The 21,098-nt window shown below is 50.0% G+C and carries 25 protein-coding genes, 2 riboswitches and 1 other annotated feature; of the genes, 9 read left to right on the top strand and 16 right to left on the bottom strand.

Going from position 1 to position 21,098, the window contains the following annotated elements; genetic code table 11:
* Window positions 1-38 precede the first annotated feature (38 nt).
* Both QMG93_RS06240 and QMG93_RS06235 read right to left on the bottom strand, forming a co-directional pair.
* Window positions 39-839, bottom strand: coding sequence for an ABC transporter ATP-binding protein (locus QMG93_RS06240; RefSeq protein ID WP_281934530.1), 801 nt, complete (start codon window positions 837-839; stop codon window positions 39-41).
* Window positions 836-1,885 (bottom strand): FecCD family ABC transporter permease, encoded by a 1,050-nt coding sequence (locus QMG93_RS06235; protein ID WP_281934528.1) that lies wholly within the window; start codon window positions 1,883-1,885, stop codon window positions 836-838. The genes QMG93_RS06240 and QMG93_RS06235 overlap by 4 nt, the downstream gene beginning before the upstream one ends.
* Window positions 1,886-2,110: 225 nt before the next feature.
* On the opposite strand from QMG93_RS06235, the gene QMG93_RS06230 reads away from it, so the two are divergent.
* From QMG93_RS06230 to QMG93_RS06220, 3 genes are all read left to right on the top strand, one after another.
* Window positions 2,111-2,458, top strand: a complete 348-nt coding sequence (locus tag QMG93_RS06230; RefSeq protein WP_281934526.1) for a hypothetical protein — start codon at window positions 2,111-2,113, stop codon at window positions 2,456-2,458.
* A gap of 124 nt (window positions 2,459-2,582) precedes the next feature.
* A riboswitch (cyclic di-AMP (ydaO/yuaA leader) is annotated at window positions 2,583-2,717 on the top strand.
* 5 nt (window positions 2,718-2,722) lie between these two features.
* Window positions 2,723-3,490 (top strand): CAP domain-containing protein, encoded by a 768-nt coding sequence (locus tag QMG93_RS06225; RefSeq protein ID WP_281934524.1) that lies wholly within the window; start codon window positions 2,723-2,725, stop codon window positions 3,488-3,490.
* 146 nt (window positions 3,491-3,636) lie between these two features.
* Window positions 3,637-3,719, top strand: a riboswitch (cyclic di-GMP riboswitch).
* A 68-nt stretch (window positions 3,720-3,787) separates the two neighbouring features.
* The gene (locus QMG93_RS06220) at window positions 3,788-3,964 is read left to right on the top strand and encodes a hypothetical protein (RefSeq protein ID WP_281934522.1); all 177 of its coding nucleotides are present in this window, start codon (window positions 3,788-3,790) and stop codon (window positions 3,962-3,964) included.
* A gap of 343 nt (window positions 3,965-4,307) precedes the next feature.
* Here the strand turns inward: QMG93_RS06220 and QMG93_RS06215 are convergent, their stop codons facing one another.
* Entirely contained in the window at window positions 4,308-4,499 is a 192-nt protein-coding gene (locus QMG93_RS06215; RefSeq protein ID WP_281934520.1) for a hypothetical protein, read from the bottom strand.
* Window positions 4,500-4,741: 242 nt separating this feature from the next.
* On the opposite strand from QMG93_RS06215, the gene QMG93_RS06210 reads away from it, so the two are divergent.
* Together QMG93_RS06210 and QMG93_RS06205 are read left to right on the top strand one after the other, a co-directional pair.
* Complete coding sequence (locus QMG93_RS06210) at window positions 4,742-4,948, top strand: helix-turn-helix domain-containing protein (RefSeq protein WP_281934518.1); 207 nt, start codon at window positions 4,742-4,744, stop codon at window positions 4,946-4,948.
* 95 nt (window positions 4,949-5,043) lie between these two features.
* On the top strand, window positions 5,044-5,901 hold the full coding sequence (locus tag QMG93_RS06205; RefSeq protein WP_281934517.1) for an NAD-dependent epimerase/dehydratase family protein: 858 nt from the start codon (window positions 5,044-5,046) through the stop codon (window positions 5,899-5,901).
* A 41-nt stretch (window positions 5,902-5,942) separates the two neighbouring features.
* Here the strand turns inward: QMG93_RS06205 and QMG93_RS06200 are convergent, their stop codons facing one another.
* From QMG93_RS06200 to QMG93_RS06180, 5 genes are all read right to left on the bottom strand, one after another.
* Window positions 5,943-6,335 carry a DoxX family protein gene (locus QMG93_RS06200; protein WP_281934515.1) on the bottom strand — a complete coding sequence of 131 codons (393 nt, stop codon included), beginning with the start codon at window positions 6,333-6,335 and terminating at the stop codon, window positions 5,943-5,945.
* Window positions 6,336-6,381: 46 nt separating this feature from the next.
* Complete coding sequence (locus tag QMG93_RS06195; RefSeq protein ID WP_281934513.1) at window positions 6,382-6,852, bottom strand: SRPBCC family protein; 471 nt, start codon at window positions 6,850-6,852, stop codon at window positions 6,382-6,384.
* An 85-nt stretch (window positions 6,853-6,937) separates the two neighbouring features.
* Window positions 6,938-7,240, bottom strand: coding sequence for an ArsR/SmtB family transcription factor (locus QMG93_RS06190; protein ID WP_281934511.1), 303 nt, complete (start codon window positions 7,238-7,240; stop codon window positions 6,938-6,940).
* Between the two features lie 811 nt (window positions 7,241-8,051).
* On the bottom strand, window positions 8,052-8,801 hold the full coding sequence (locus tag QMG93_RS06185; protein WP_281934509.1) for a transposase: 750 nt from the start codon (window positions 8,799-8,801) through the stop codon (window positions 8,052-8,054).
* Window positions 8,692-9,114, bottom strand: coding sequence for a hypothetical protein (locus QMG93_RS06180; protein WP_281934507.1), 423 nt, complete (start codon window positions 9,112-9,114; stop codon window positions 8,692-8,694). The genes QMG93_RS06185 and QMG93_RS06180 overlap by 110 nt, the downstream gene beginning before the upstream one ends.
* A 157-nt stretch (window positions 9,115-9,271) precedes the next feature.
* On the opposite strand from QMG93_RS06180, the gene QMG93_RS06175 reads away from it, so the two are divergent.
* Window positions 9,272-9,466: a tautomerase family protein gene (locus QMG93_RS06175; RefSeq protein ID WP_281934504.1), complete on the top strand. Its 195-nt coding sequence runs from the start codon at window positions 9,272-9,274 to the stop codon at window positions 9,464-9,466.
* A 469-nt stretch (window positions 9,467-9,935) separates the two neighbouring features.
* Window positions 9,936-10,277 carry a hypothetical protein gene (locus QMG93_RS06170; protein ID WP_281934503.1) on the top strand — a complete coding sequence of 114 codons (342 nt, stop codon included), beginning with the start codon at window positions 9,936-9,938 and terminating at the stop codon, window positions 10,275-10,277.
* A gap of 311 nt (window positions 10,278-10,588) precedes the next feature.
* Here the strand turns inward: QMG93_RS06170 and htpG are convergent, their stop codons facing one another.
* The 7 genes from htpG to QMG93_RS06135 all read right to left on the bottom strand — a co-directional run bounded on the left by htpG (window position 10,589) and on the right by QMG93_RS06135 (window position 18,278).
* Window positions 10,589-12,469 carry a molecular chaperone HtpG gene (gene htpG, locus QMG93_RS06165; RefSeq protein WP_281934502.1) on the bottom strand — a complete coding sequence of 627 codons (1,881 nt, stop codon included), beginning with the start codon at window positions 12,467-12,469 and terminating at the stop codon, window positions 10,589-10,591.
* 164 nt (window positions 12,470-12,633) lie between these two features.
* Window positions 12,634-13,119 carry a YbaK/EbsC family protein gene (locus QMG93_RS06160; RefSeq protein WP_281934500.1) on the bottom strand — a complete coding sequence of 162 codons (486 nt, stop codon included), beginning with the start codon at window positions 13,117-13,119 and terminating at the stop codon, window positions 12,634-12,636.
* Window positions 13,120-13,157: 38 nt separating this feature from the next.
* Window positions 13,158-14,696, bottom strand: coding sequence for a 2-isopropylmalate synthase (locus QMG93_RS06155; protein ID WP_281934498.1), 1,539 nt, complete (start codon window positions 14,694-14,696; stop codon window positions 13,158-13,160).
* Window positions 14,697-14,792: 96 nt separating this feature from the next.
* Window positions 14,793-15,022 (bottom strand) — a binding site (T-box leader).
* A 48-nt stretch (window positions 15,023-15,070) separates the two neighbouring features.
* Entirely contained in the window at window positions 15,071-15,640 is a 570-nt protein-coding gene (locus QMG93_RS06150; protein WP_281934496.1) for an isochorismatase family protein, read from the bottom strand.
* Entirely contained in the window at window positions 15,637-16,749 is a 1,113-nt protein-coding gene (locus tag QMG93_RS06145; RefSeq protein WP_281934494.1) for an AbrB family transcriptional regulator, read from the bottom strand. The genes QMG93_RS06150 and QMG93_RS06145 overlap by 4 nt, the downstream gene beginning before the upstream one ends.
* Window positions 16,750-16,831: 82 nt before the next feature.
* Window positions 16,832-17,233 (bottom strand): Rrf2 family transcriptional regulator, encoded by a 402-nt coding sequence (locus QMG93_RS06140; RefSeq protein WP_216794746.1) that lies wholly within the window; start codon window positions 17,231-17,233, stop codon window positions 16,832-16,834.
* 139 nt (window positions 17,234-17,372) lie between these two features.
* Window positions 17,373-18,278: a DMT family transporter gene (locus tag QMG93_RS06135; protein WP_281934491.1), complete on the bottom strand. Its 906-nt coding sequence runs from the start codon at window positions 18,276-18,278 to the stop codon at window positions 17,373-17,375.
* 96 nt (window positions 18,279-18,374) lie between these two features.
* On the opposite strand from QMG93_RS06135, the gene QMG93_RS06130 reads away from it, so the two are divergent.
* Window positions 18,375-19,253, top strand: a complete 879-nt coding sequence (locus QMG93_RS06130) for a LysR family transcriptional regulator (protein WP_281934489.1) — start codon at window positions 18,375-18,377, stop codon at window positions 19,251-19,253.
* Window positions 19,254-19,329: 76 nt separating this feature from the next.
* Here QMG93_RS06130 and QMG93_RS06125 read toward each other — a convergent pair whose 3' ends face one another.
* Window positions 19,330-19,680, bottom strand: coding sequence for a winged helix-turn-helix transcriptional regulator (locus QMG93_RS06125; RefSeq protein ID WP_281934487.1), 351 nt, complete (start codon window positions 19,678-19,680; stop codon window positions 19,330-19,332).
* Between the two features lie 196 nt (window positions 19,681-19,876).
* On the opposite strand from QMG93_RS06125, the gene QMG93_RS06120 reads away from it, so the two are divergent.
* The gene (locus QMG93_RS06120; protein WP_281934485.1) at window positions 19,877-21,043 is read left to right on the top strand and encodes an MFS transporter; all 1,167 of its coding nucleotides are present in this window, start codon (window positions 19,877-19,879) and stop codon (window positions 21,041-21,043) included.
* The last annotated feature ends 55 nt before the right edge of the window (window positions 21,044-21,098 follow it).

The raw sequence follows: 21,098 nt of genomic DNA, 5'->3' as shown, positions 1-21,098 counted from the left end.
TCTCACCTTTTCCGTTTTTTCTATGTAGTTTGTAAGCCTTAATAAGCCGCCTGCATCCGGACTTCGTCCAAGGCGGTAACCGCGGGCTTGCCAGTCCGTTCGTCGCGGCGGATTGAGGCTTCCACCCCGTAAGCGTGCCGGAGCCGCTCGGTTGTCATGACGCACTCCGGCGCCCCGGAAGCCAGCACATGTCCGTCCCGAAGCAGGATCAGCTCGTCGCAAAACCGCGCCGCCAAATTCAAATCGTGCAAAGCGGCAACGACAAGCAGCCCGTCATTCGTTCTTTCCTGGAGCAGCTTCATGACACGCAGCTGGTGCCGGATATCCAGCGCCGAAATCGGTTCGTCGAGCAGCAAAATCCGCGGCTGCTGGGCTAGCGCCTTGGCGATGAACACCATCTGCCGCTGTCCGCCGGACAGCTCCGTCACCCTGCGGTCCGCAAGTAAATCAATCCCTGTTGTGCGCATCGCCTCCCGCACCGCTTCGCGGTCTGTCGCAGAGGCGGAAGCAAACCGTCCCCGATGGGCATAACGCCCCAGCATCACGATTTCTTCCACTGTAAAATCAAGCTCCGTGCTCAAATCCTGCGGCACATACGCGATATGGCGAGCGACCGCCTTGGGCTTCATTCGGTGCAAGCAGGCCCCCTCCAACAGCACTTCTCCGGCAGCGGGCCGGCGCAAGCCACCCATGGCGCGAAGCAGCGTTGATTTGCCGCTGCCGTTCGGACCGATCAAGCCGATGAAGCGTCCGGGCCGCATCTCCAAATTGACGTCATGCAGGATCGTCTTCGATTCGGCTCGCTGCCACAGCTGCCGTATCGCAATAACCGTACTCATGCCACCGCCCCTTTTCCGGATTTCAATACCATGCCCAGAAACAACGGCGCCCCAATCAAAGCGCAGACAACGCCGACCTGCAGCGTCACCGGCTGGAGAACCATCCGGGATATCAGATCCGCAACAACTAAAAATATAGCTCCTCCAAGCGCGCTGGCCGGCAGCAGCACCCGGTGATCCGGTCCGGTCCATAAGCGGATCATATGCGGAACGACCAAACCGACGAACCCGATGATCCCGCTTACCGCAACGGCCGAGCCGGTCATGAGCGAAGCGAGGCCCAGAATCAGATAACGCACCGTGCGTACCTTCATGCCGCTGCTTTGGGCATGCTCGTCACCAAGCAGCAGCAAGTTCAAATCCCGGGCAAAGGTGCAAAGCAGCACACAAGAGATAAGAACCGGCACGGCTATCAACTGCACGTGTCCCCAAGTCCGAGCTTCCAACCCGCCTTGAAGCCAGAAAATAATACTCCGCAGCTCCTGTTCGTTCCGCGAGCTGGCGACCAGAATGTTGATGACGGCGGACAGCAAAGCATTTAGGCCGATCCCGAGCAGCAAAAGCGTTGTCACCGTAGAACGGCTGCTCCACCGCCAGACCGCAAGAATGACGCACACAGCAAGCAGCGCTCCGGTAAAAGCGGCAGCCGGCAGCAGCCATACCCCCAGATGCGTCAAGCCGAAATACAAAGCGCACACGGCCCCGGCAGCGGCTCCGCTGGATACGCCGACATAGCCCGGCTCAACGAGCGGATTGCGAAACAATCCTTGCATCGAAGCGCCCGAGATGCCGAGCGCCGCGCCCACAAGCGCGCCGACCAGCACGCGCGGCAGACGTACCTGCTCTATTACCAGCCGCTCCCGCTCCCCCGCTGTGATGTCCACAGGAAAGGACACTTTTTCCAGCAGCAGGGCAAACGTTTGTTTAAACGGAACGGACACGGGCCCGAAACCCGCGGCCATCACGATACTGGCTAGGAGAAGCGCGAAAAGCAGTCCAAAAACAAAGAACGGGGAGGAAAACAAAAGATGCCAACGCTTAAACAACAGGAATCCTCCTTATCACTTCGATATACGCCCGCTTACCGAGATGTTCGGCGCCGGGCGGCAAATGAAACATTTGTCTATGTACAAATATTTTTACCTAATGCAAAATTTATTCTATAAGGAAATTTTCTTATAGTCAATAAAATTTGTTATTTCAGGGAAACATTCAAGAGAGCCCGATGGCTCTTCACTTGTTTTTCGACTATGGAGGAGGTCCTTCGATATATGTCCGCTGTTCTCGGCTTTGCGTGTCTTTTCGTCGGTCTCGTGATCGTCAATGCCGTCTACTCTTATCAAAGCAAGCACATCGATCCCGCCTTCGGATCGACGTTTATTTTTCAATTGAAGATGCTCCCTTTGTTTCTTCCGGCGAATCTGTTGATCGGATACGGCGTCCGCTGGGTACAACAAAGCTTCGGTCAACTGACAACGGCTCTCGTGTCGGCCAAAATCGTCGAGCTTCTGGTATGTCTGCTTATGGGATATATGTTCATGCAGGAGATGCCTACGTGGAAAACGTGGGTCGGACTTCTCATTATCGTCGGCGGGTTTGTACTGATGAAGTGGAAGTAAGCGGCGCTAAGGTTGGAATACTTTGTGGGGTGAAATCTAGCGATCCTCGTGATAGACTGTAAGGGTCCTTGAGAGACCGGGTGGGACGAGACGTTCGACTTAACCGGTTCTGTCGAGAAGACAACTACATTCAAGGCCGAAGCTTCTTTGGAAGCGCGGGGGAACCCATCCTTTGGGGTGAAGCCATATGCTATGGCCGGGTGATTGCTCTTTGACCCGAACCCGTCAGCTAACCTCGCAGGCCGAAAAAGGAGAGGATCTTTTTTGAATCGCATGAAGAAAGCTGCTTTGGTGAGTGTTTTGGCCCTTACTTCGGTGTTCGGAGCTGGTATGGCATCTGCTTCGGCCGCACCATGCGTCGTTACCGATAACGATACGTTGTCGACAATTTCTCAAAAATACGGCATTGATCTGTCCTCGCTGCTGAATTCGAATCCGCAGCTTTCCAACCCGAATGTTATTTGGAAAGGAATGGTCATCAATATTCCGGGATTCGGTAACGGATGGCAGCAGCCGACGACTCCGGCGAAACCGCAACCGGTTCCTGCTAAGCCGCAACCGACGACACCGGTGGAGCCTCAGCCGACAACGCCGGCCAAGCCGCAGCCGACGACTCCGGCGCAACAACAACCGGATACCGACTCCCAGCAAGGGACGGATCAATCCGCTTTTGCCAGCCAAGTGGTGAATCTCGTGAACCAAGAACGCGCGAAAGCCGGCCTGAAGCCGCTTGCTTCCGACAGCGCCTTGACCTCTATGGCATTGGCCAAAGCAAAAGACATGTATAATAACAATTACTTCGATCACACGTCTCCGACGTACGGCTCTCCATTCGATATGATGAGATCTTTCGGCATTCAATATTCGTATGCCGGTGAAAATATCGCAAAAGGCCAACGTTCCCCACAAGAGGTTATGAATGCGTGGATGAATAGCGAAGGTCACCGCCAAAATATTTTGAGCCCGAACTTTACGAAAATCGGCGTTGCTTACTACAACGGCGAATGGGTTCAAGAGTTTATCGCGAACTAATCGCCTATTCTCATACAGATATCGGATATCGGTCCCCCTACTGGGGATCGATTTTGTTTTTTTCGAAAAATGGGCATTTCTAAAATTTTTTTTAGAAAATTCCGTATGAAACGATACAGACATATTCAATTGTTTACTGGTATCATGAGAGCTAGGTAGGCAATGAGTTCGAATCTGTATATGGGCACTTGGATTCGAAGGAGCTAGTAGTGCAACCGGACCATCTTTCTTAGCCGTCGCTAGGAAAGGTGGTTTTTGTTTTTCAATCATTTTTTTCTTAACTAGGGGGTATCCTAAATGAAACAACCGATAGATTGTCAACTTCTCATCGAACAGTTAGAGATCCCGCTGGAAAAATTCGAAGCGTGGAAAAAAGAACAGCTTAAACATATGAACACTGAACCCCATGAAATCGCCATGAACGGGACGACCAATTATTTTGAAGCTTCGCTGCGTCCGTCTCCCGAAATTTGACTGCAGCTACATTCAACCACCAAAGAGCCGGAAAGCTGAGCATTTTTCCCCTTAATAAGCAGCACTTTCCCCATCAGCCAGGATCGCCGTTTCCCAAGGAAGGGGGCATCCCGGTTCTCCACATCCCCGCGTTCGTCACTCCGGGAGATTTGTCCCATCATGAGGCGTCTCCCGGCGAATCAGACTGCAGCCAGCAAAATGACGATATCACTTTCGCTTCGCGCATCCAATCGGGACCGTTTAAATAATTACCCAAGACCGTGTACATATTAAAAACAGACAGGGGCAAGATGAACGCGACCAACATTACTAAACGATTTGGGCAATATATAGCCGCTCGTCATCACCTGTTTAATTGAATTTTACCGTAGTTTTTTACAATTGAATTTAAAGCTATGGCAGCGTGCCTGAATCCGTTACTTACTCCTATAGCATACATTTTTCCAGATTCATCTTTTGGATTTTTCGCTTCGTCGCTCCAAATATGTTCGAGCTTCCGAAAGTCTTCAAGCAGCTTATTCAGCTCTTCGACCAACCCCCATCCCCCCCCTTTATGCTTTTAACTCATTGGCACTCTCGTGATTTTGTAAACATTTTGTGTTAAGATTAGGGAAAATTCTCTGCTAGATTACATTGTATTTAGTTCTATCCAGCCCCCGTCGTTTGTTTTACTTTGCAAATATATTATATGCTTTATCGAACAATAAGTCAAATATTATATTTGCTTTATTAAACATTTAATTTTATATATCAGATAACCATTTAAGGGGTATAACTATGCCTTTTTCCTATAAACCATTATGGAAATTACTTGTCGATCAAGAATTGACGAAAACCGAATTTCGGGAAAGCTTGGGCTTGTCCACTGCAACTCTTGCCAAATTAGGGAAGGACGAGTACGTCTCGCTGGAAATCATCGATAAGATTTGTACGCATTTCGACGTCCAGCCGAACGATATCATGGAGCATAAGAAGGATCGATAATTCTTTCCGTGTCACAAAATTGCGCCCGTCGCTGTCTTGTATAATGAATCAAAATACAAGGCATTTGAATTGCCGTTCAACGGGAGGCAAGGTGTATGAAAATTTTAGTTGCCGGAGCAACCGGCGTCATCGGACGTTCGCTGCTGCCTATTCTGGTACGAGAAGGCCATGAAGTGATTGGCATGATACGTACTGAAGCCTCGAAAAGCGTCATTTCGGAAATGGGGGCGTCCCCTCTGGTTGCAGATGCTATAGACCGGGAGTCCGTGATCGCCGCACTTCGGGAGGCGCGTCCGGAAGTCGTCATCCATCAGCTCACTTCTTTAAGCAGTTACAATTTGGAGGATAATGCGCGAATCCGAACGATCGGAACCCGCAATCTGGTTGACGCCTCGCAAGCGGTCGGGGTGAGACGCATGATCGCGCAAAGCATATCGTGGACCTACGAACCGGGAAATCATCCTGCGACGGAAGAGGAATCTTTGGATGTGGAAGCGCCGCAGCCGCGAAAAAGGACCGTTGACGGAGTGTTGGCTCTGGAGCAGGCGGTCGCCGAAATGCCGGAATACGTCATTCTTCGATACGGTCTGCTCTACGGTCCCGGAACTTGGTACGACCGGGGCGGGCTAATAGCCGAAAAGGTGCGGCGCAAGGAACTGAAAGCGACGGAAGGCGTAACTTCCTTTCTGCATGTCGAAGATGCGGCGCGGGCAGCGGCCGCTGCGCTGGAATGGCCGAACGGGCCGGTGAACGTCGTGGACGACGAACCCGCTCCAGGAACGGAGTGGCTGCCCTTCTACGCCGCGACAATCGGCGCGCCCGAGCCGGATATCCAGGAAGGCAGCAACCGTGGCGAACGCGGGGCAGCCAATGCCAAGGCGCGAAAAGATTATGGCTGGAAGCCGCTCTATCCGACTTGGCGCGAAGGTTTCCCGGCAAGCTTGCAAATGTAGACGAAAAAGGGCTATCATCCCGACAGCCCTTTACGCCGTTTCTATAACATTGAATGACTTTTCGTTGCTTGCCCTTGCAGCTTGCGGTGATGAAAAATATACGAGACGGCAATTAATCCGAAGCCGATGAAGAATACAAGCCAGCCGCTGGCTGGGTCGCCTACGGCAATGCTCGAATACATCGCCCCTGCCAAATCAATCGTAAAACCCGCATAAGCCCATTCCTTCAATCTGGGAAATCCCGGAACCAGGAGCGCGATAACTCCTAATAATTTTGCCGTGCCGATAAACGGAAGGAGATAAGCGGGATACCCGAGATGATCGAATAAAGCCACAGCTTCGGGTACCGACAATATATCCGGAATCGAACCGAAAGCCATCAACGCCGCCAGCAATCCTGTAAAAATCCAATAAATAGTTACGATCTTCTTCATTCTCATTCCTCTTCCTTTGTTAGGAGTCGTGTTATTCTCATCCGATTTACTTAAGCTTCGCCAGTTGCTCTGCGAGACGATCGAGTGTTGATTTTGCGGCTTCGATCGCGCCGTACTCCTTGGCCACCCGCTCCAGCTCCGCCGCCGACTTAAAGAGCGTTCTCATCGTCAATTCGGTAACGCCATCCCGCTCTTCAAACGTAACGGTCACGTGAAAATCGTCTTCTCCGTCTCCGCCATGGGCGTAGACGAGCCGCTCCGGGCTTGTCACTTCGATATAACGGATGTGATTGTCATAATCGGTGCCGTCGGGACCATGCATAATATAGTGCCATACGCCGCCCGATCGCACGTCGATTTCTTGAACCGTAATCGTAAACCCTTTCGGCCCCCACCATTGCGGCAAATGTACAGGGTCCGTCCATGTCTTGTACACCAGTTCGCGGGATGCTTGAAAGACGCGTTTAACCGTAAGCTCCCGGCCTTCGACGGACGTCACGGTGCTGTTTTGTGTCATGATTTCATTCCTCCATATCATATTGTTGTTTAAAGCTGCTTGCAGGACGACTGCAGATCGCCACCGCTCACTTCCTTCCCTTCCTTTACAGCTCCTGCATGTAATTACCCAAGCGGTCGAGCTTCTCATCCCAGCTGTGGCAAAAAGATTCCAGCCATGCCCCCAGCTCCAGCAGCGGTTGGGGCCTAAGCTTGCAGATCCGCCGGTTGGCGATCGCCTGCACCTCGACAAGCCCTGCGGCGCTTAACGTGCGAAGATGCTTGGAAGCTTGCGGCTGACTGAGCCCAAGCCGATCGGCAATTTCCCCTACGGTTAAAGGGCCTTCCCGCAAGAGCTCAACCACGCGCAGCCGATTCGGCTCGGCAAGAGTTCGAAAGGTCGAATTCATGATCTAAATATACCTTATAAGGAATATTCCCGTCAAGGAATATTTAAGATGTTTTTTTAGCTCCCCCACCCATGTGGAGTCGGTCATATTGATGGTTCGAAAATAAGATGTAGCAGGTTCGCTTAAGATAGATGGATAGATGTACAGGACATGCGCAGGAAGTTGCAGAGATGCGGCGACGGATGAAGAAGAGAACAAGGCGTTAAAGCGACTGACGTTGTAGACTTCTGGATATTATTCCAAAAGTCTCTTTTAGTGTGGTACAATATACCCAATTTGGATTTATCGAACAACATTAATCGCGATTAGAATAAAAGACTCTAAGCTTTTTTGAAAAGGGGAAGCTAACAATTGATTACTATATCTCTTGGAAGTGAGAGTGCAAAGCTACTTTTATGGAAATGTTGGCAAATCCATCACAAGTAAATTTAGATTGCTCATGAAAGAATAAAGAGGCAAAGGGAGATCAACATGATATCAATTCCAGTATTAATTGTAATAATTTATCTTGTTGTCGCATTTACATATGGGGCATGGACGGGAAAGAGTACTAATAAGTGGGTTCGACTTTCAGGAAATTCTGCTCTTCACATCATAATTGCAATTGTGGCGGCTATTATATATAACAATTTATAGTGGCACGTTCTTCGAAGAATAATGGTTGCCTAGCAAAACATACTCACGCAAATTGCATCAGATGGATGATCGTTAATAAAATACTTTATGAGGTTAATGGCAAATTTATGAGAATAGATACAGAGAGAAGCTTAGCTTTAATAAATGAAAATGAAATCAGAGAGAATACATTATTTCACGCCTGTTGATTAACCAGAAACTGGTTTTTTGAGGTTTGACAAATAGACATGTTTTTCCAACACTTTGGTAGTGGCGCGATGATCCATTCAATTTGTAGTTGATCGTGCTGAATTTGTTCCGTGAAGCGGATCAAGGGCATTCTCTTGCAAGGGATGACAAATGATTTTGAGTGATCATATAACCATTTCAAGATAACGTAAGTCATTAACGCGGCAAAAAGCTGATTGAACACGGCATTCATTGTTGTGCCAAACAAAACAGGTACATTTAGGTTCTGTTTTATCCATCTGAAGAAAACTTCAATACCCCAGCGTGCCTTGTAGGTATCAGCAATTTCTTCGGCTGATAGATGCACAAGATTGGTTGCGACCCGAATTTCATTGCCGTTGTTATCTTGAAAGGTCACGACGCGATGTCGAAGCTCCGACTGGCACTGAGGTGTTCCGAGATAACAAGTCATATCCCGTATGACGTTCGAGGTTTCCACTTTCCTGTTCTCCGCGACATATTGATCAAAACGCTTGATCTTCCCATAAGCTCGGTCATTTACTAAGATGTAATCCTTGTCCGCAAGCTTCTCACCGATAGGGCCATCATGAACCGTACCGATCGTTTCAATGACCTGAACGGGTTGCTCAGTAGCCGCAGCGAATGCAACATGCAGCTTGATTCCTGTGCGTTCTCCATGAAACAGCGCCCAAGGCAGACGTGTTTTTCCTACCGTGATCGTTGTCGAGTCTACCAATAACAGATCGTTGGGTAGGTGCAAAAATCAACAAATGAAACAGGCGCTTGAAAAGCTCATACGGTACTTCGCTAGCTTTGGATGAGAAGGTAGAAAAGCAAACGGTTTGAAGTCCACAGATTTTGGCTTTTACGACACCGGAGCGATAACCATCCCATTGTCCCAAAGCTGCGTGCATAAAGAATATCAGTAACTGATGTGCTGTAAATTTGCGTGCTGTATCTTTGTAGTTCAACTCTTTCAGTATGCTGATCACATCTTCTTCTTTAAGAAGAATTTGAACAAAGTTTGTAAACGTGGTAGACTTTTTCATGAGGTCTCCTCTTTCAATTCGGGTTCTGTGGTGGAATCGATTTTATCGAAAGAGTGGCCTTTTTTCAACTTTTGGATACCTTATTTTGGTTAATCAACAGGCGTGATCAACTATATCTTTAAGTATCAACAGTAACCTATATATGGAGGGAAGAACTATGCCTTATATTAATCTTCAAATAACAAAGGGCGCTTCTCGTGATCAGAAAGCCCAAGTTGTTAAAGAGTTTACAGAGACTCTGGTTCGGGTTCTTGACAAAAAACCAGAACATATTCATATTGTCATCGAAGAAATTAAGGATGAAAACTGGGGGTTTTCAGGAATTTTGACTGATGATTTTAGAAAGCAATAAAAGCAAAAGAAGCAGATCTTGCCGCTCGAAATTACTTAGAGCAAGTTGGTTTGAAGGGAATTTTGTTGCATAGGACAAGTCATACATCTCAACATTATTTGTACATAGAGTATCTTATTATCTTTCTTGGCTCTTCGCTCTACTGGGTGGGTACATTGCAAAATGTTAGTTTCATAAACCCTTCCGCCTTTAAGAGATTTTCAGATGTTGAAACAGCCGTCAAGTAGAGCGCTTGACCGCTGTTTCAACATCTGAAGCGGGGTCAGAAGGTAAGTATAGCGACGAAGCTCTTTCTTTTGCTTTCATTATTTTAGCGATTGTATTATGGATAATTTTTCTTTAACAAAATAAAATTTAGCGGCTGGTACGGCACTGTTGCATTAGTGGGTGCAATTTTTTTAAATATGTTTGCAAAGCTTACTCCCGAATACAGAGCAAAGCAAAAAAATATTGATGCGTAGCAGTAACTGTGAATGGCCTGAAAACTAAAAGCAAGCTCAGAACTAATTCTCAAGGAAAAACCTTAATTGAAAGAAATCTTTCTGGCTTAGGTGCTGATTTTTGGACAAATCCCTCAAACGAAGAGGAACACGATAATTCTCCAATCAAAAGTGCTTGTTTGAAAATATTGATTAATGACACGGATAATTCCATGTTTGAATTTCATTTTTTACATGAAAAGAGTCAAAGTGTATCAAGAACAGAACATTTGGCCAAGCGCATTCTTGAACTGCTAAATAAATGGTTCGGACATATTTGCTACTTCATTGAGCATGCCGATAAGGAAGAATCTTATGGTGATTTGAAATGATTTCGGGAATAGAGAAGCCCTAAAAGTAGAAAAATCTCAGAGAAATAGAGGTGGGGTATATCCCGTAAGAGTTTACGTCCGCCTTTGAAGCCCGTGAAAATACCGCTAATTCTAATCCAATTCACGGGTGGATAGGGGTCCCCGGAAAGTAATCGGAATAAGCTTCCAAGTATTACTTCACTTTCTGGGGAAGGGCAGCGGCTGGAGGGATATACCCCACTGCTTATGCAGAGAATTTTCTACGCGAAGCGGGTTTCTCACCAAGTTCACCGACCCCTTCCAGGGCCGGTTTTTTTGTACGCGAGCCTATATTACACCATAATTTTACAAATATCGTTCGTAAATTCAACCGGGTCTTCAATCGGCAGTCCTTCGATCAACAGCGCTTGGTTGTACAAGAGTGCCGTATACAGGTTCAGCTTCTCTTTATCCTGCTCATACGACGTCTGCAGCGATTGGAATACCTCGTGATGGATGTTGATTTCCAGCACCTTATCCGCTTTGACACTTGGATTATTCGGCATGGCGTTCAATATTTTCTCCATCTCAATACTGACGTCACCCTCCGTAGACAGACATACGGGGTGAGACTTCAACCGCTTCGAGGCTCTGACGCTGGTTACTTTTCCTTCCAGCAGACCTTTCATGTAGTCGAACAGCTCTTTGTGATCGTTTTTGTCGGCATCGTCGTTGTCCTTGTTGTCTTCCGCTTCAAAGCCCAGATCGCCGCTGGAGACGGACTTGAATTCCTTGTCCTTGTATTTCATCAGCATCTTGACAGCGAACTCGTCGATATCGTCGGTGAAGTACAAGATTTCGTAGCCTTTCTCGGCAACGAGCTCGGTCTGTGGAAGCTTCTCGATTCGTTCGTTCGACGGTCCGGAAGCATAGTAAATATACTTTTGGTCCTCCGGCATTCTCGATACGTATTCTTCCAGCGTAACCAGCTTCTTCTCCTTGGAGGAGTAGAACATGACCAGATCCTGCAGCACCTCTTTATGGCTGCCGTAATCGCTGTACACCCCGAATTTCAGTTGTCTGCCGAACGATTTGTAGAACTGCTCGTACTTCTCTCTTTCATCCTTCAGCAGGCTTAGCAGTTGGCTTTTGATTTTGCTTTCGATATTTTTGGCGATCAGCTTCAATTGGCGGTCGTGCTGCAGCATTTCCCTGGAAATGTTGAGCGACAGGCTCTCCGAATCGACCATCCCTTTGACGAAGCTGAAATAGTCCGGCAGCAGATCGGAGCATTTGTTCATGATCAGCACGCCGTTGGAATACAGCTCCAGCCCCTTCTCGTATTCCTTCGAGTAGTAATCGAAAGGAATGTTTTCCGGGATAAAGAGGATGGCCTGGTACACGACAGCTCCGTCAGCGCTGATATGAATATGCTTGAGCGGCTTGTCGAAGCCGTAATGCTTCTCCGCATAGAACTTCTCGTAATCCTCGGCCGTCAGCTCGCTTTTGTTTTTTCTCCAGATCGGGACCATGCTGTTAATGCGCTGCTCTTCCGTGTAATCCTCAAATTCGTTGTCGCTGCCTTCCTTCAACCGCTTGGAGGTAACGTCCATCTTAATCGGATAGCGGATGAAATCCGAATATTTCTTAATGATTCCCTTCAGACGGTATACTTCCAAAAACTCCTCGTAGCTCTCGTCCTCGGTGTTCTCTTTGATCTTCAGAATAATTTCCGTGCCGACCGTTTCTTTATCGCAAGGCTCGATCGTGTAGCCTTCCGCGCCCGCCGATTCCCACTTGTACGCGGTGTCGCTGCCCAAGGCTTTGCTGATCACCGTTACCACGTCGGCGACCATAAAGGCCGAATAAAAGCCCACACCGAATTGGCCGATGATATCGTGGCCGTCCTTGAGTTCGTTTTCCTTCTTGAAAGCGAGCGAGCCGCTCTTGGCGATCACGCCGAGGTTCGTCTCCAGCTCTTCCTTGGTCATCCCGATCCCGGTATCGAGGATCGTCAATGTTCTGCTGTCCTTGTCCGGAATCACTTTAATGTAGTAGCTGTCTTTGTCAAATACAAGCTGATCGTCAGTTAACGCCTTGTAGTAAATCTTGTCGATGGCATCGCTGGCATTCGATATCAATTCGCGAAGAAAGATTTCTTTTTGCGTATAAATCGAATTGATCATCATTTCCAATAGTCGCTTGGACTCGGCTTGAAACTGCTTCTTTTCCATTCGAAATCTCTCCTTTTTGGACAATAAAGGGTAACAATGGCTGCAAATGACCTCGTTGTTAGCACTCTCTATCTTCGAGTGCCATTCTTTATTTTTTATAACATTCCTCCTTTTTAATGTCAACCCAAAAGAAAAAACGCCTGGAAGCCCAAGCGTCTAGCGTTTTATTCCTTTTTGACGGACGTTACTTGCCCGCGCGTCATGACGGCCAGCTCATCGGGAGTCAACTCAAATACGGCTTTCGGATGTCCCGCCGCCGCCCATAAGGTCGGGTATTGAAACAGGTCTTCGTCGATCATCGTCAGAATCGGCTCCGGATGTCCGATCGGCGCAACGCCCCCGATGACAAAGCCCGTATGCTCCCGCACGAAATCCGCATCGGCCTTGACAAGCTTATCGTCAATGCGGCTGGAGATGAGCTTCTCATCTACCCGGTTCACGCCGCTCGCGACAACCAGAAGCGGCGTGTTCGACGGCTTAAGCCGGAAAATGATCGATTTGGCGATTTGCGCCACCTCACAGCCTATGGCGTCCGCCGCTTCCTGGGCGGTTCGCGCGCTGTCCGGCAGCTCCACAACCCGGTTCGGATATCCCAACCCCGCTAATTTGTCCTGCACGCGCTGCGCGCTTTCCTTTAACTGACTGCTCAAAACGTTTCCCTCCGATAGGTCCGGACTGTCGATCCGGCCTATTTTTCGTCTTTCACAAGGTCCAGCAGGATACCGTTAATCCCGTTCAGGAAAGCATTCGCACTGGCCTTGATAATGTCCGTGTCCATCGCCCGTCCGGAGTAGATTTTGCCTTGATGCTCAATACGGATATTGACCCGGCCGACAGCCTCCATGCCTCGGGACAAGCTGTTGATTTTATAGTCCTTGAGCTGGATATCCAGACCAACCAACGTTTTGATCGCGCTGTACAAGGCATCGATCGGACCGTCGCCCACGGCGCTGCCTTTCATCGACTCCGAGCCCTTGTTCAATTTGACAGCAGCCGTCGGGTTCTGATCGTTGCTCACCACCTGGAAGGATTCCAGCTCGTATAATTGTTTGCTGCTCTGCTCGACGGTCCGGTGATTCGTGACGAGATAGAATACGTCATGATCGTACACTTCTTTCTTCGCATCGGCCAAGGCAAGGAACTTCGCGAACAATTGCTCGAAATCTTCGGCATCGCTCGTATCGAAGCCCATTCTCGCGACGGTATTCTTGAAGGCGTGTCGTCCGGAACGGGCAGTCAGGATCAGCTCCATGCTGTCCGCACCGACCTCTTCGGGCGACATGATTTCGTATACCTGTTTGTCTTTCAACAAGCCGTCTTGATGGATGCCGGAGGAGTGCGCGAAGGCATTCTCGCCGGTAATCGCTTTGTTGACCTGCACATCGAGCCCCGTCAAATGGCTGACTAGCCTGGAGGTTCTGTGCAGCTCCGTCGTATTGATATCGGTAAAGGCGTTAAAATGGGACTCCCTGACCTTAAGCCCCATCACGACTTCCTCCAACGAAGCGTTGCCTGCCCGCTCGCCCAAGCCGTTGATGGTGCATTCGACCTTTTCCGCCCCGTTCTTGATCGCGCTCAGCGTATTGGCCGTTGCCAGACCCAGGTCGTTGTGACAGTGCACGCTAAGAATCACGCGGTCGTCCAAATTTTTGAGCCGTTCGTTGATTTTGCGGATCAGCTCGCCGAATTCCTCCGGAACGGCATAACCCACCGTATCCGGCACGTTAATCATAGTCGCTCCCGCTTTCACGACAGCCTCGATCGTCTTCCACAAGTATTCGAAATCCGACCTTGATGCGTCCTCCGTGGAATACTGCACTTGCGGAAGCAGCGTCTTGGCATACTTGACCGCGTCAACACCCATTTGCAGGACGGCTTCCTTGGAGCGGCTGAACTTCTTCTCCACGTGGATGTTCGAGGTGCCGAGCACAATATGAATAAGCGGATTCTGCGCCAGCTTGATGCTTTCGTAAACCGCGTCGATATCGCTTTTGACCGCCCGGGCCAAGGCTGTGATCGAGACGCTGTTGCCTACGCTGCGGGCAATTTCTTGGACCGCTTGAAAATCTCCCGCGGACGAGGCAGGAAAGCCTGCTTCGATAATATCTACATTAAGCCGCTTTAACTGCTGGGCAATCTCTATTTTTTGATGAAGATTTAATTTTGCGCCCGGAACTTGTTCGCCGTCGCGCAGCGTAGTATCGAACACCATAATTTTACGTTTCATCCTTATTCCTCCCAAATTCGCATTTCTTTATATCTATATGTGAAGCGGTGTTGGTTAAACCCGGAATTTAACCAACAAAAAAACCCCGTCTCTACGTATAGAGACGAGGTTGAACCCGCGGTACCACTCTAATTCATTTCCTGAGAAATGAGCTCAATTCGATGGCCATCACCATCTATCCCTGTAACGGTGGAACTCCGGCTTACCCTACATATCAGGCAGCTGTTCATAGACGAGTTCAAAATGAACGACGTTACCGTTTCGCACCGACCAACGGCTCTCTGAAAAGTCATTGCACTTCTACTATTTCTAATCCTCACATTTGAATATGGAATTATTGGTTATTATAGGGTAACCCGACCGATTTGTCAAACCTATTCTGCGCCGCCCGCTTCCGCCAGAAATTGCCCGGCGCTTCTGACCTTGCCGATTCGCGGGAAAATGTAGTTGCAGGAAGCTTCATGCTCCTCCTTGCTGAAGGTCTTCATCGCATCCGTGATGAAGATTTGGTGGTAGCCAAACTGGAATGCTTCTCTCGCCGTGCTTTCCACCCCGATATTGGTGGCAATTCCGCACAAGACGATCGTATCGATCCCTCTCCGGCGAAGCTGAAGATCCAGATCCGTACCGAAAAAAGCGCCCCACTGCCGCTTCGTGACCACGTAATCGTCCGGGCGGACGCCCAGCTCCGGGACGAACTCTGCCCAATCTTGAGGAGGCTGAACGGTCGGAACCGGCTGATCCGTTGCCGGCTTTAATCTGTCCTGCCCATCGTGGAAATCGACATTGACGAACGCGATAAATCCGCCCTTCTCACGGAACAGCCGGACAAGCCGGGCAGCCTTCTCAACAATCTCTTGCCCGTTCGCGGTGGCGACGATTCCCTTCTGCAGATCGATAAGGACCAAAGCCGTTTTTTGAAAATTTACGTCTAATGGCATCATTGTGTTTCCCTCCGTTTGGTTAATTTGCTGTTATATCGGAACATCGCCTTCAACAAAGGCGGCACCGCGAAAAAGATAAAAAAGGTACGAAACAGCTGATAGCCGGCCACCATCGACAAATCCGCATGAATCTCATGGGCGATAATGCCCATTTGATCCATCCCTCCGGGAGCGAGGCTTAATAGCCCCGTGGAGGCGGATACGGGCTGGAGCTTGGTCAGCAGCACACTCAAGCCCATAGCCCCCAGCATCAGCAGCAGTCCGCTGCCGACGGCCAGCGAGATCGTCCGCACCTTATGCGTCAACCGGCCCGGCTTCAGCATCAGCCCTACATGAACGCCAATCAAGAGCTGCGCCGCGTTCAGGACAAAGGTTGGAAGCGCCGGTCCCGAGAAGCCGGTCCATTGAAGAATTGCCGTTCCGATTGCCGGACCCAACAAAAAAGCGGTCGGAAATTTGATCTTGTTCCCCAGAAGGGCGCATCCCACGCTGACCAGCGCATAAACGAGCAGGTTCGGAATCATCCCGCTGTCCCAACCCGCCGAAACGGCGGACAACGGAGCACCGGCCCCCGAACCCTCGTGCGCTTGCCCGAAGAGCGGGCTCGTTACCAGCAAGGGCACGCACGTGATGATCAGGATCAGCCGGATCACCTGCGTGACGGTGACGACTGTGAGATTGACCCCGTCAGTTTCCTCCGCCAACACAAGAACCTGCGTCAGCCCTCCGGGTATGCTTCCCAACAGCGAGGATTTGTAATCGATCTCCGCCAGTCTGGAGACGGGATAGGCGATGCCCGCGCACCAAAGCAGCAAGAGCAGCGTCATGAGCAGCATCCACGGCAGTTGGTACGACATCTCCTTCAGCGCCGCCGCCGTCATGGCCAGCCCGATCGTGTATCCGACGATGATCATGCCCGTGTTTCTGAACTGCCCGGGCCATGCGAAACGTCCCTTGAACACATTCGATCCGATCAAAACGGCGAACATCGGACCCAGCAGCCAGGGGATCGGCAAATGCAGCAGCTTGAACGCGATGCCGCCGATGACAGCCGCAGTCAGAGAGCACGCGATCCCGGCGGAGCGGGTCGGGGCTTTTCGTTTATCCATAACTCTCCCTCCCTATCTTTCTATAGAGTTATTTTGAATAATATGTGCATTTTTATGCACATATTAGAGTAAAAAAAAGAGGTCACTCGAGCAGATCGGCAATCGTATAGGTGCCCAGCACATGGTCAACCTGCACAATGATGTCTGTCATGATTTTCTGAAACGATTCGTTAACCTTTTTTCCAAACAGATGATTTCCTGTCGTATCCAGCATCTGGTTCCATAAAGGCTCTTCTTCGTGCAAAGCGTTGTAGATCTCGGACAGCGTAATCTCCCCGGGCTTTCGGGTCAACTGGTAACCCCCCGCTCTACCCTGCTTCACTTCCACGATGCCGGCTTCCGCCAATTGAGCTAAAATTTTGCGGAGCGCTGTCGGCTCGCAGCGGATCTCTTCCGCGATTTCGGCGCTTGAACGCTGCTCCGAAGTTAAAGCCAATACAATTAAGGCTTGGAGCCCGAAGCCGAACCGCCTGATTTGTGCCATGTTGCCTTGAACAGCCTCCTCCGGCTACAGCTTTTAATGTGCTTAATTTAGCACATTTTAGAACGAAAAACAACCCCTCGCGCTCGCGCCAGTCCTTCCAGCCAAACACAAGCGTTGGGGGTCATCTTTCGATTGAATTTTACCTCTGCAATCCTGTCGGCTTTTTCACCAGGAATATCGACCTTGCGTTGACCAGCAGAATGCTGCCGACGATGAGCACGAGTCCCGCCACCAAATTTATGGATATTCGCTCGCCCAGAAACAGGACGCTGCAAGTAATCGCAATCAGCGGGATCAGAAACGTGAACGCTCCGACCTTGCCGGCTTCGCCGGAGCCGACAAGCTTGAAGTAAGCGAGCCAGCCTAGCGCAATAACGAAAACCGAAATAAACAGCAGACTCGATACGAACGGAACGTTCCAGACGATATCCGTCCATTTTTCCAGGACAGAGCCCGAGCCTAATAGCAAAATGCCGCCGATCATCAATTGAAGCGCCACGGCCCAAACCATATCGACCCGCGCCGACATTTTCTTCGTATACATGGTACCCAAGGCCCAACTGACCGCGCAGCCGAGAGCGAGCACGATTCCGGTAACGGACAGATGTCCGGCCAGACTGCTTGCGCTGATCTCGAATACACCGAGGAACCCGAGCACAAGCCCGATCCATTTCAAGCTGAACATCTCTTCCCCCAGCCAAAGCCACGATAAAATCCCCAGCAGCACGGGCTGCAGGAAAACGATGGCCGAAAAGAGACCGGCCGGCAAATAGTTCAGTCCGATCGTCTGAAGGCCGTAAAAGAGAATGATGTTCAGCACGGACGAAATCACATAAACGGGCCACGTCTGCTTCCAATTGAGCTTCTTGTAGCCGGGCAAGGCAACGCAGATGAGAATCAATCCCCCAATGCACGTCCTCAAGCCTGCAAATAATAAAGGCGGCGAAAAGGAAAGCGTATATTTGGACAGCGGCCAGTTGATTCCCCAGACGATGACGAGAAAGGCGAGGTACAAAGCCGCCCGCGAGCGTGAGAGCTGCAACACGATGAACACTCCTTGTTGTCAATGTTTTCTCATGATACAATAACTAACGAAATAAATAAAATGAATGTTTATTATAAGGAGCATATCATAAGTGTTATGACCCATTCCCAAATTCAGCTGTTCGTCAAAATCGCCGAAACCGGGAGCTTCACCAAAGCCGGTCATGAATTGAATATGACACAGCCTGCCGTCAGCCGCGCCGTCTCCACACTGGAAGCTGAGCTCGGCGTGACCCTCCTGATCCGCGACCGAAGGAACGGGATTATTTTGACGGATATCGGCGAACGCCTCTTGGTTGTGTTCCGGGATATTTTGCAGGGCTTCGAGAAGGTGGAGCAGGAAGTGATGGCCGAAAAAGGCTTCGAAGTCGGGACGATTCGGATCGGCTCTTTCCCCTCGGCTTCCGCTTATTTTCTGCCCAAAATTTTCAGAGTCATCGGGGAGAAATATCCCCGCATTCAATTCGATCTGTACGAAGGCACCATCGACGACCTCAGAGAACGGCTGGCCTCCAGAATGATCGATGTCGCCTTTCTCATTCCGCCGCATGATGAATTTGAAGTTACCCCCTTGCTAAAAGAAGAGATGTTTCTGTTCATCCGGGACGACCATCCTCTGGCAGATCGTTCGACCATTCATTTACAAGAATTGAGCGACGAGGCGATGATCATCTGCAACGGGGGCTACGAAATCCCGATCTTTGAGCGATTCCGGGAAGCCGGAGCCCGTCTTCAAGTCAAATATATCGTTCACAACGTGAACACCTCGTTGAACATGATCCAGGAAGGACTCGGCGTGGCGATCATGTCGAACATCTCGATTGCCCTGTCAACCTTGCCTCCTAACGTTCAAATGCATGCTTTAACCCCTCACCCTTACAGAGAAATTAATCTGGCGGTATCTTCCCTGCAAGAAGCTTCCATCGCTGTCAAGCTGTTTATCCAGACCGCACGGGATTTGTTTGCAAAACCTTAAAAGCCGCGTGCTCCGGCAACGTGCAAGAACCGCGAATCCCGATCAACGGGTCGCGGTTCTTTTATTAGGCTAGCCCCTAGTTCTCCGGCAGATTCCCGTCCTCCGGCTTCCCCCACTTGGCGGCCCATCTCTCCATTTCCTTAAGCGCAGCTTGAAAATCCAAACCCTTTTCCGTCAACGAATACTGTACGGTTACGGGGACCGTAGGAAAAACTTCGCGGCGGACAATCCCGCTGTTCTCCAAATGCCGCAGTACATCCGTTAAAGATTGCGTTCTGACGACCGCCACATCCCGGTGAAGCTGCTTGAACCGTTTGGGCCCCTTGGACAGCTCGGCAATGACTAAGAAAGCCCATTTCGCTCCCAAAATTTGCAGCACCGAGCAGATATTCGAGAACCCTTTCTCCTCTTCCTTTGCAGGCTCCATGCTCTCCACCTACTTACTTTTATTTAGTTAATCAAAACAATTGGATAATATCCAAATATTTTGCCTTCTTACGTAAAATACGTACCCTTATTATAATACAACCAAGAGATCTCGCAATCCCAATTGCCGAATCGGCATGCGCCGGCCATGACCCGATTTCGGCTGCTGTCCCGGACAGCGGAAAGGAATGATTCCAATGCATCGCATGTCTATTTACACCCTTGCGCTTGGCGTGTTTTTAACGGCAACCTCCGAGCTCGTCGTATCCGGCATTCTTAATGTCCTTGCCGAAAGCTTAAATATTTCCCTTGCCCTTGCCGGGCAATTGATTACCACCTACTCCCTTGCCTTCGCCATTGGCACCCCGGCTGTCGTATCCGTCACCGCCCGCTTGAGACGCAGAAAAGTATTGCTAGGCTCACTGGCGCTTTTTATTGTGGGCTGCTTGATCTCGTTCGGTAGCTCGAATATCGTTATCCTGATGGCCTCACGCGTCATATTGGGGGTAAGCGCCGGCGTCTATCTTGTCGTAGCGCTGGGCATGGCCGCCAAACTGGTCCCCCGCGAAAAATTGGGCAGCGCCATCGGCACCATCATTCTAGGCTTTAGCAGCGCCATGATCTTGGGCGTCCCGATCGGGATAATCATAACGAATTGGCTGAACTGGCAATCCATCTTCCTGATTCTCGGCTTATTCAGCTTAGGAATTAGCATCGTCATCTGGCGTCTTCTCCCGGATATCGAAGGGGATGCGCCGGTTTCATTCCGGCAGCAATTCAAAGTGCTGGGAAGCGTCGTTGTCGTAAGCGGCCTGCTGCTCACGTTTTTCCGGGAGTCGGGAAATTCGATCGTGTTTACTTATTTGACGCCGTATCTTCAAGGCATCCTTCATGTCCAAGCCTCGAACATTAGCATCATTATGCTGGCTTTCGGCATTTTTGGCGCCATCGGCTCCCGACTGGGCGGCTACGGCGTCGATCGATGGGGAGCGGCCCGGGTCATTACGTTCAGCATTGCCGTTCATATCGCGGCACTGGCTGTGCTGCCTTTCGTTTCGGATGTGCCCGGGATCGGGTTGACGCTGCTGGCCGTCATCATATTTACCATGTTTGCAAACGGCCCGGCAATCCAAAGCTATTTCATTCAACAAGCGCCAGAATCGTCGAATTTCGTTCTTAGCCTGAATACATCGATCGTGCATTTGGGATTGGCGGCGGGAGCCGGGACAGGGGGATTCATGGTTAACGCCGCTTCCACCCTACAGTATAACCCTTGGGCCGCAAGCTTCATCTTGGTGATCGGACTGGCGGCTGCCTTGGTCAGCTTCACGAGGGGGAAGAAGATTTCGGTCAAGCCCGCCTAAACGATAAAAATAAAAAGAAGGCCGTACCCCTCTTCAAAAGAGAGTACGGCCCGGA

The organism is Paenibacillus tyrphae (genome assembly GCF_027925525.1).
GTDB classification, from domain to species: domain Bacteria; phylum Bacillota; class Bacilli; order Paenibacillales; family NBRC-103111; genus Paenibacillus_G; species Paenibacillus_G tyrfis_B.
This window is presented reverse-complemented; position numbering and strand designations above follow the sequence as displayed.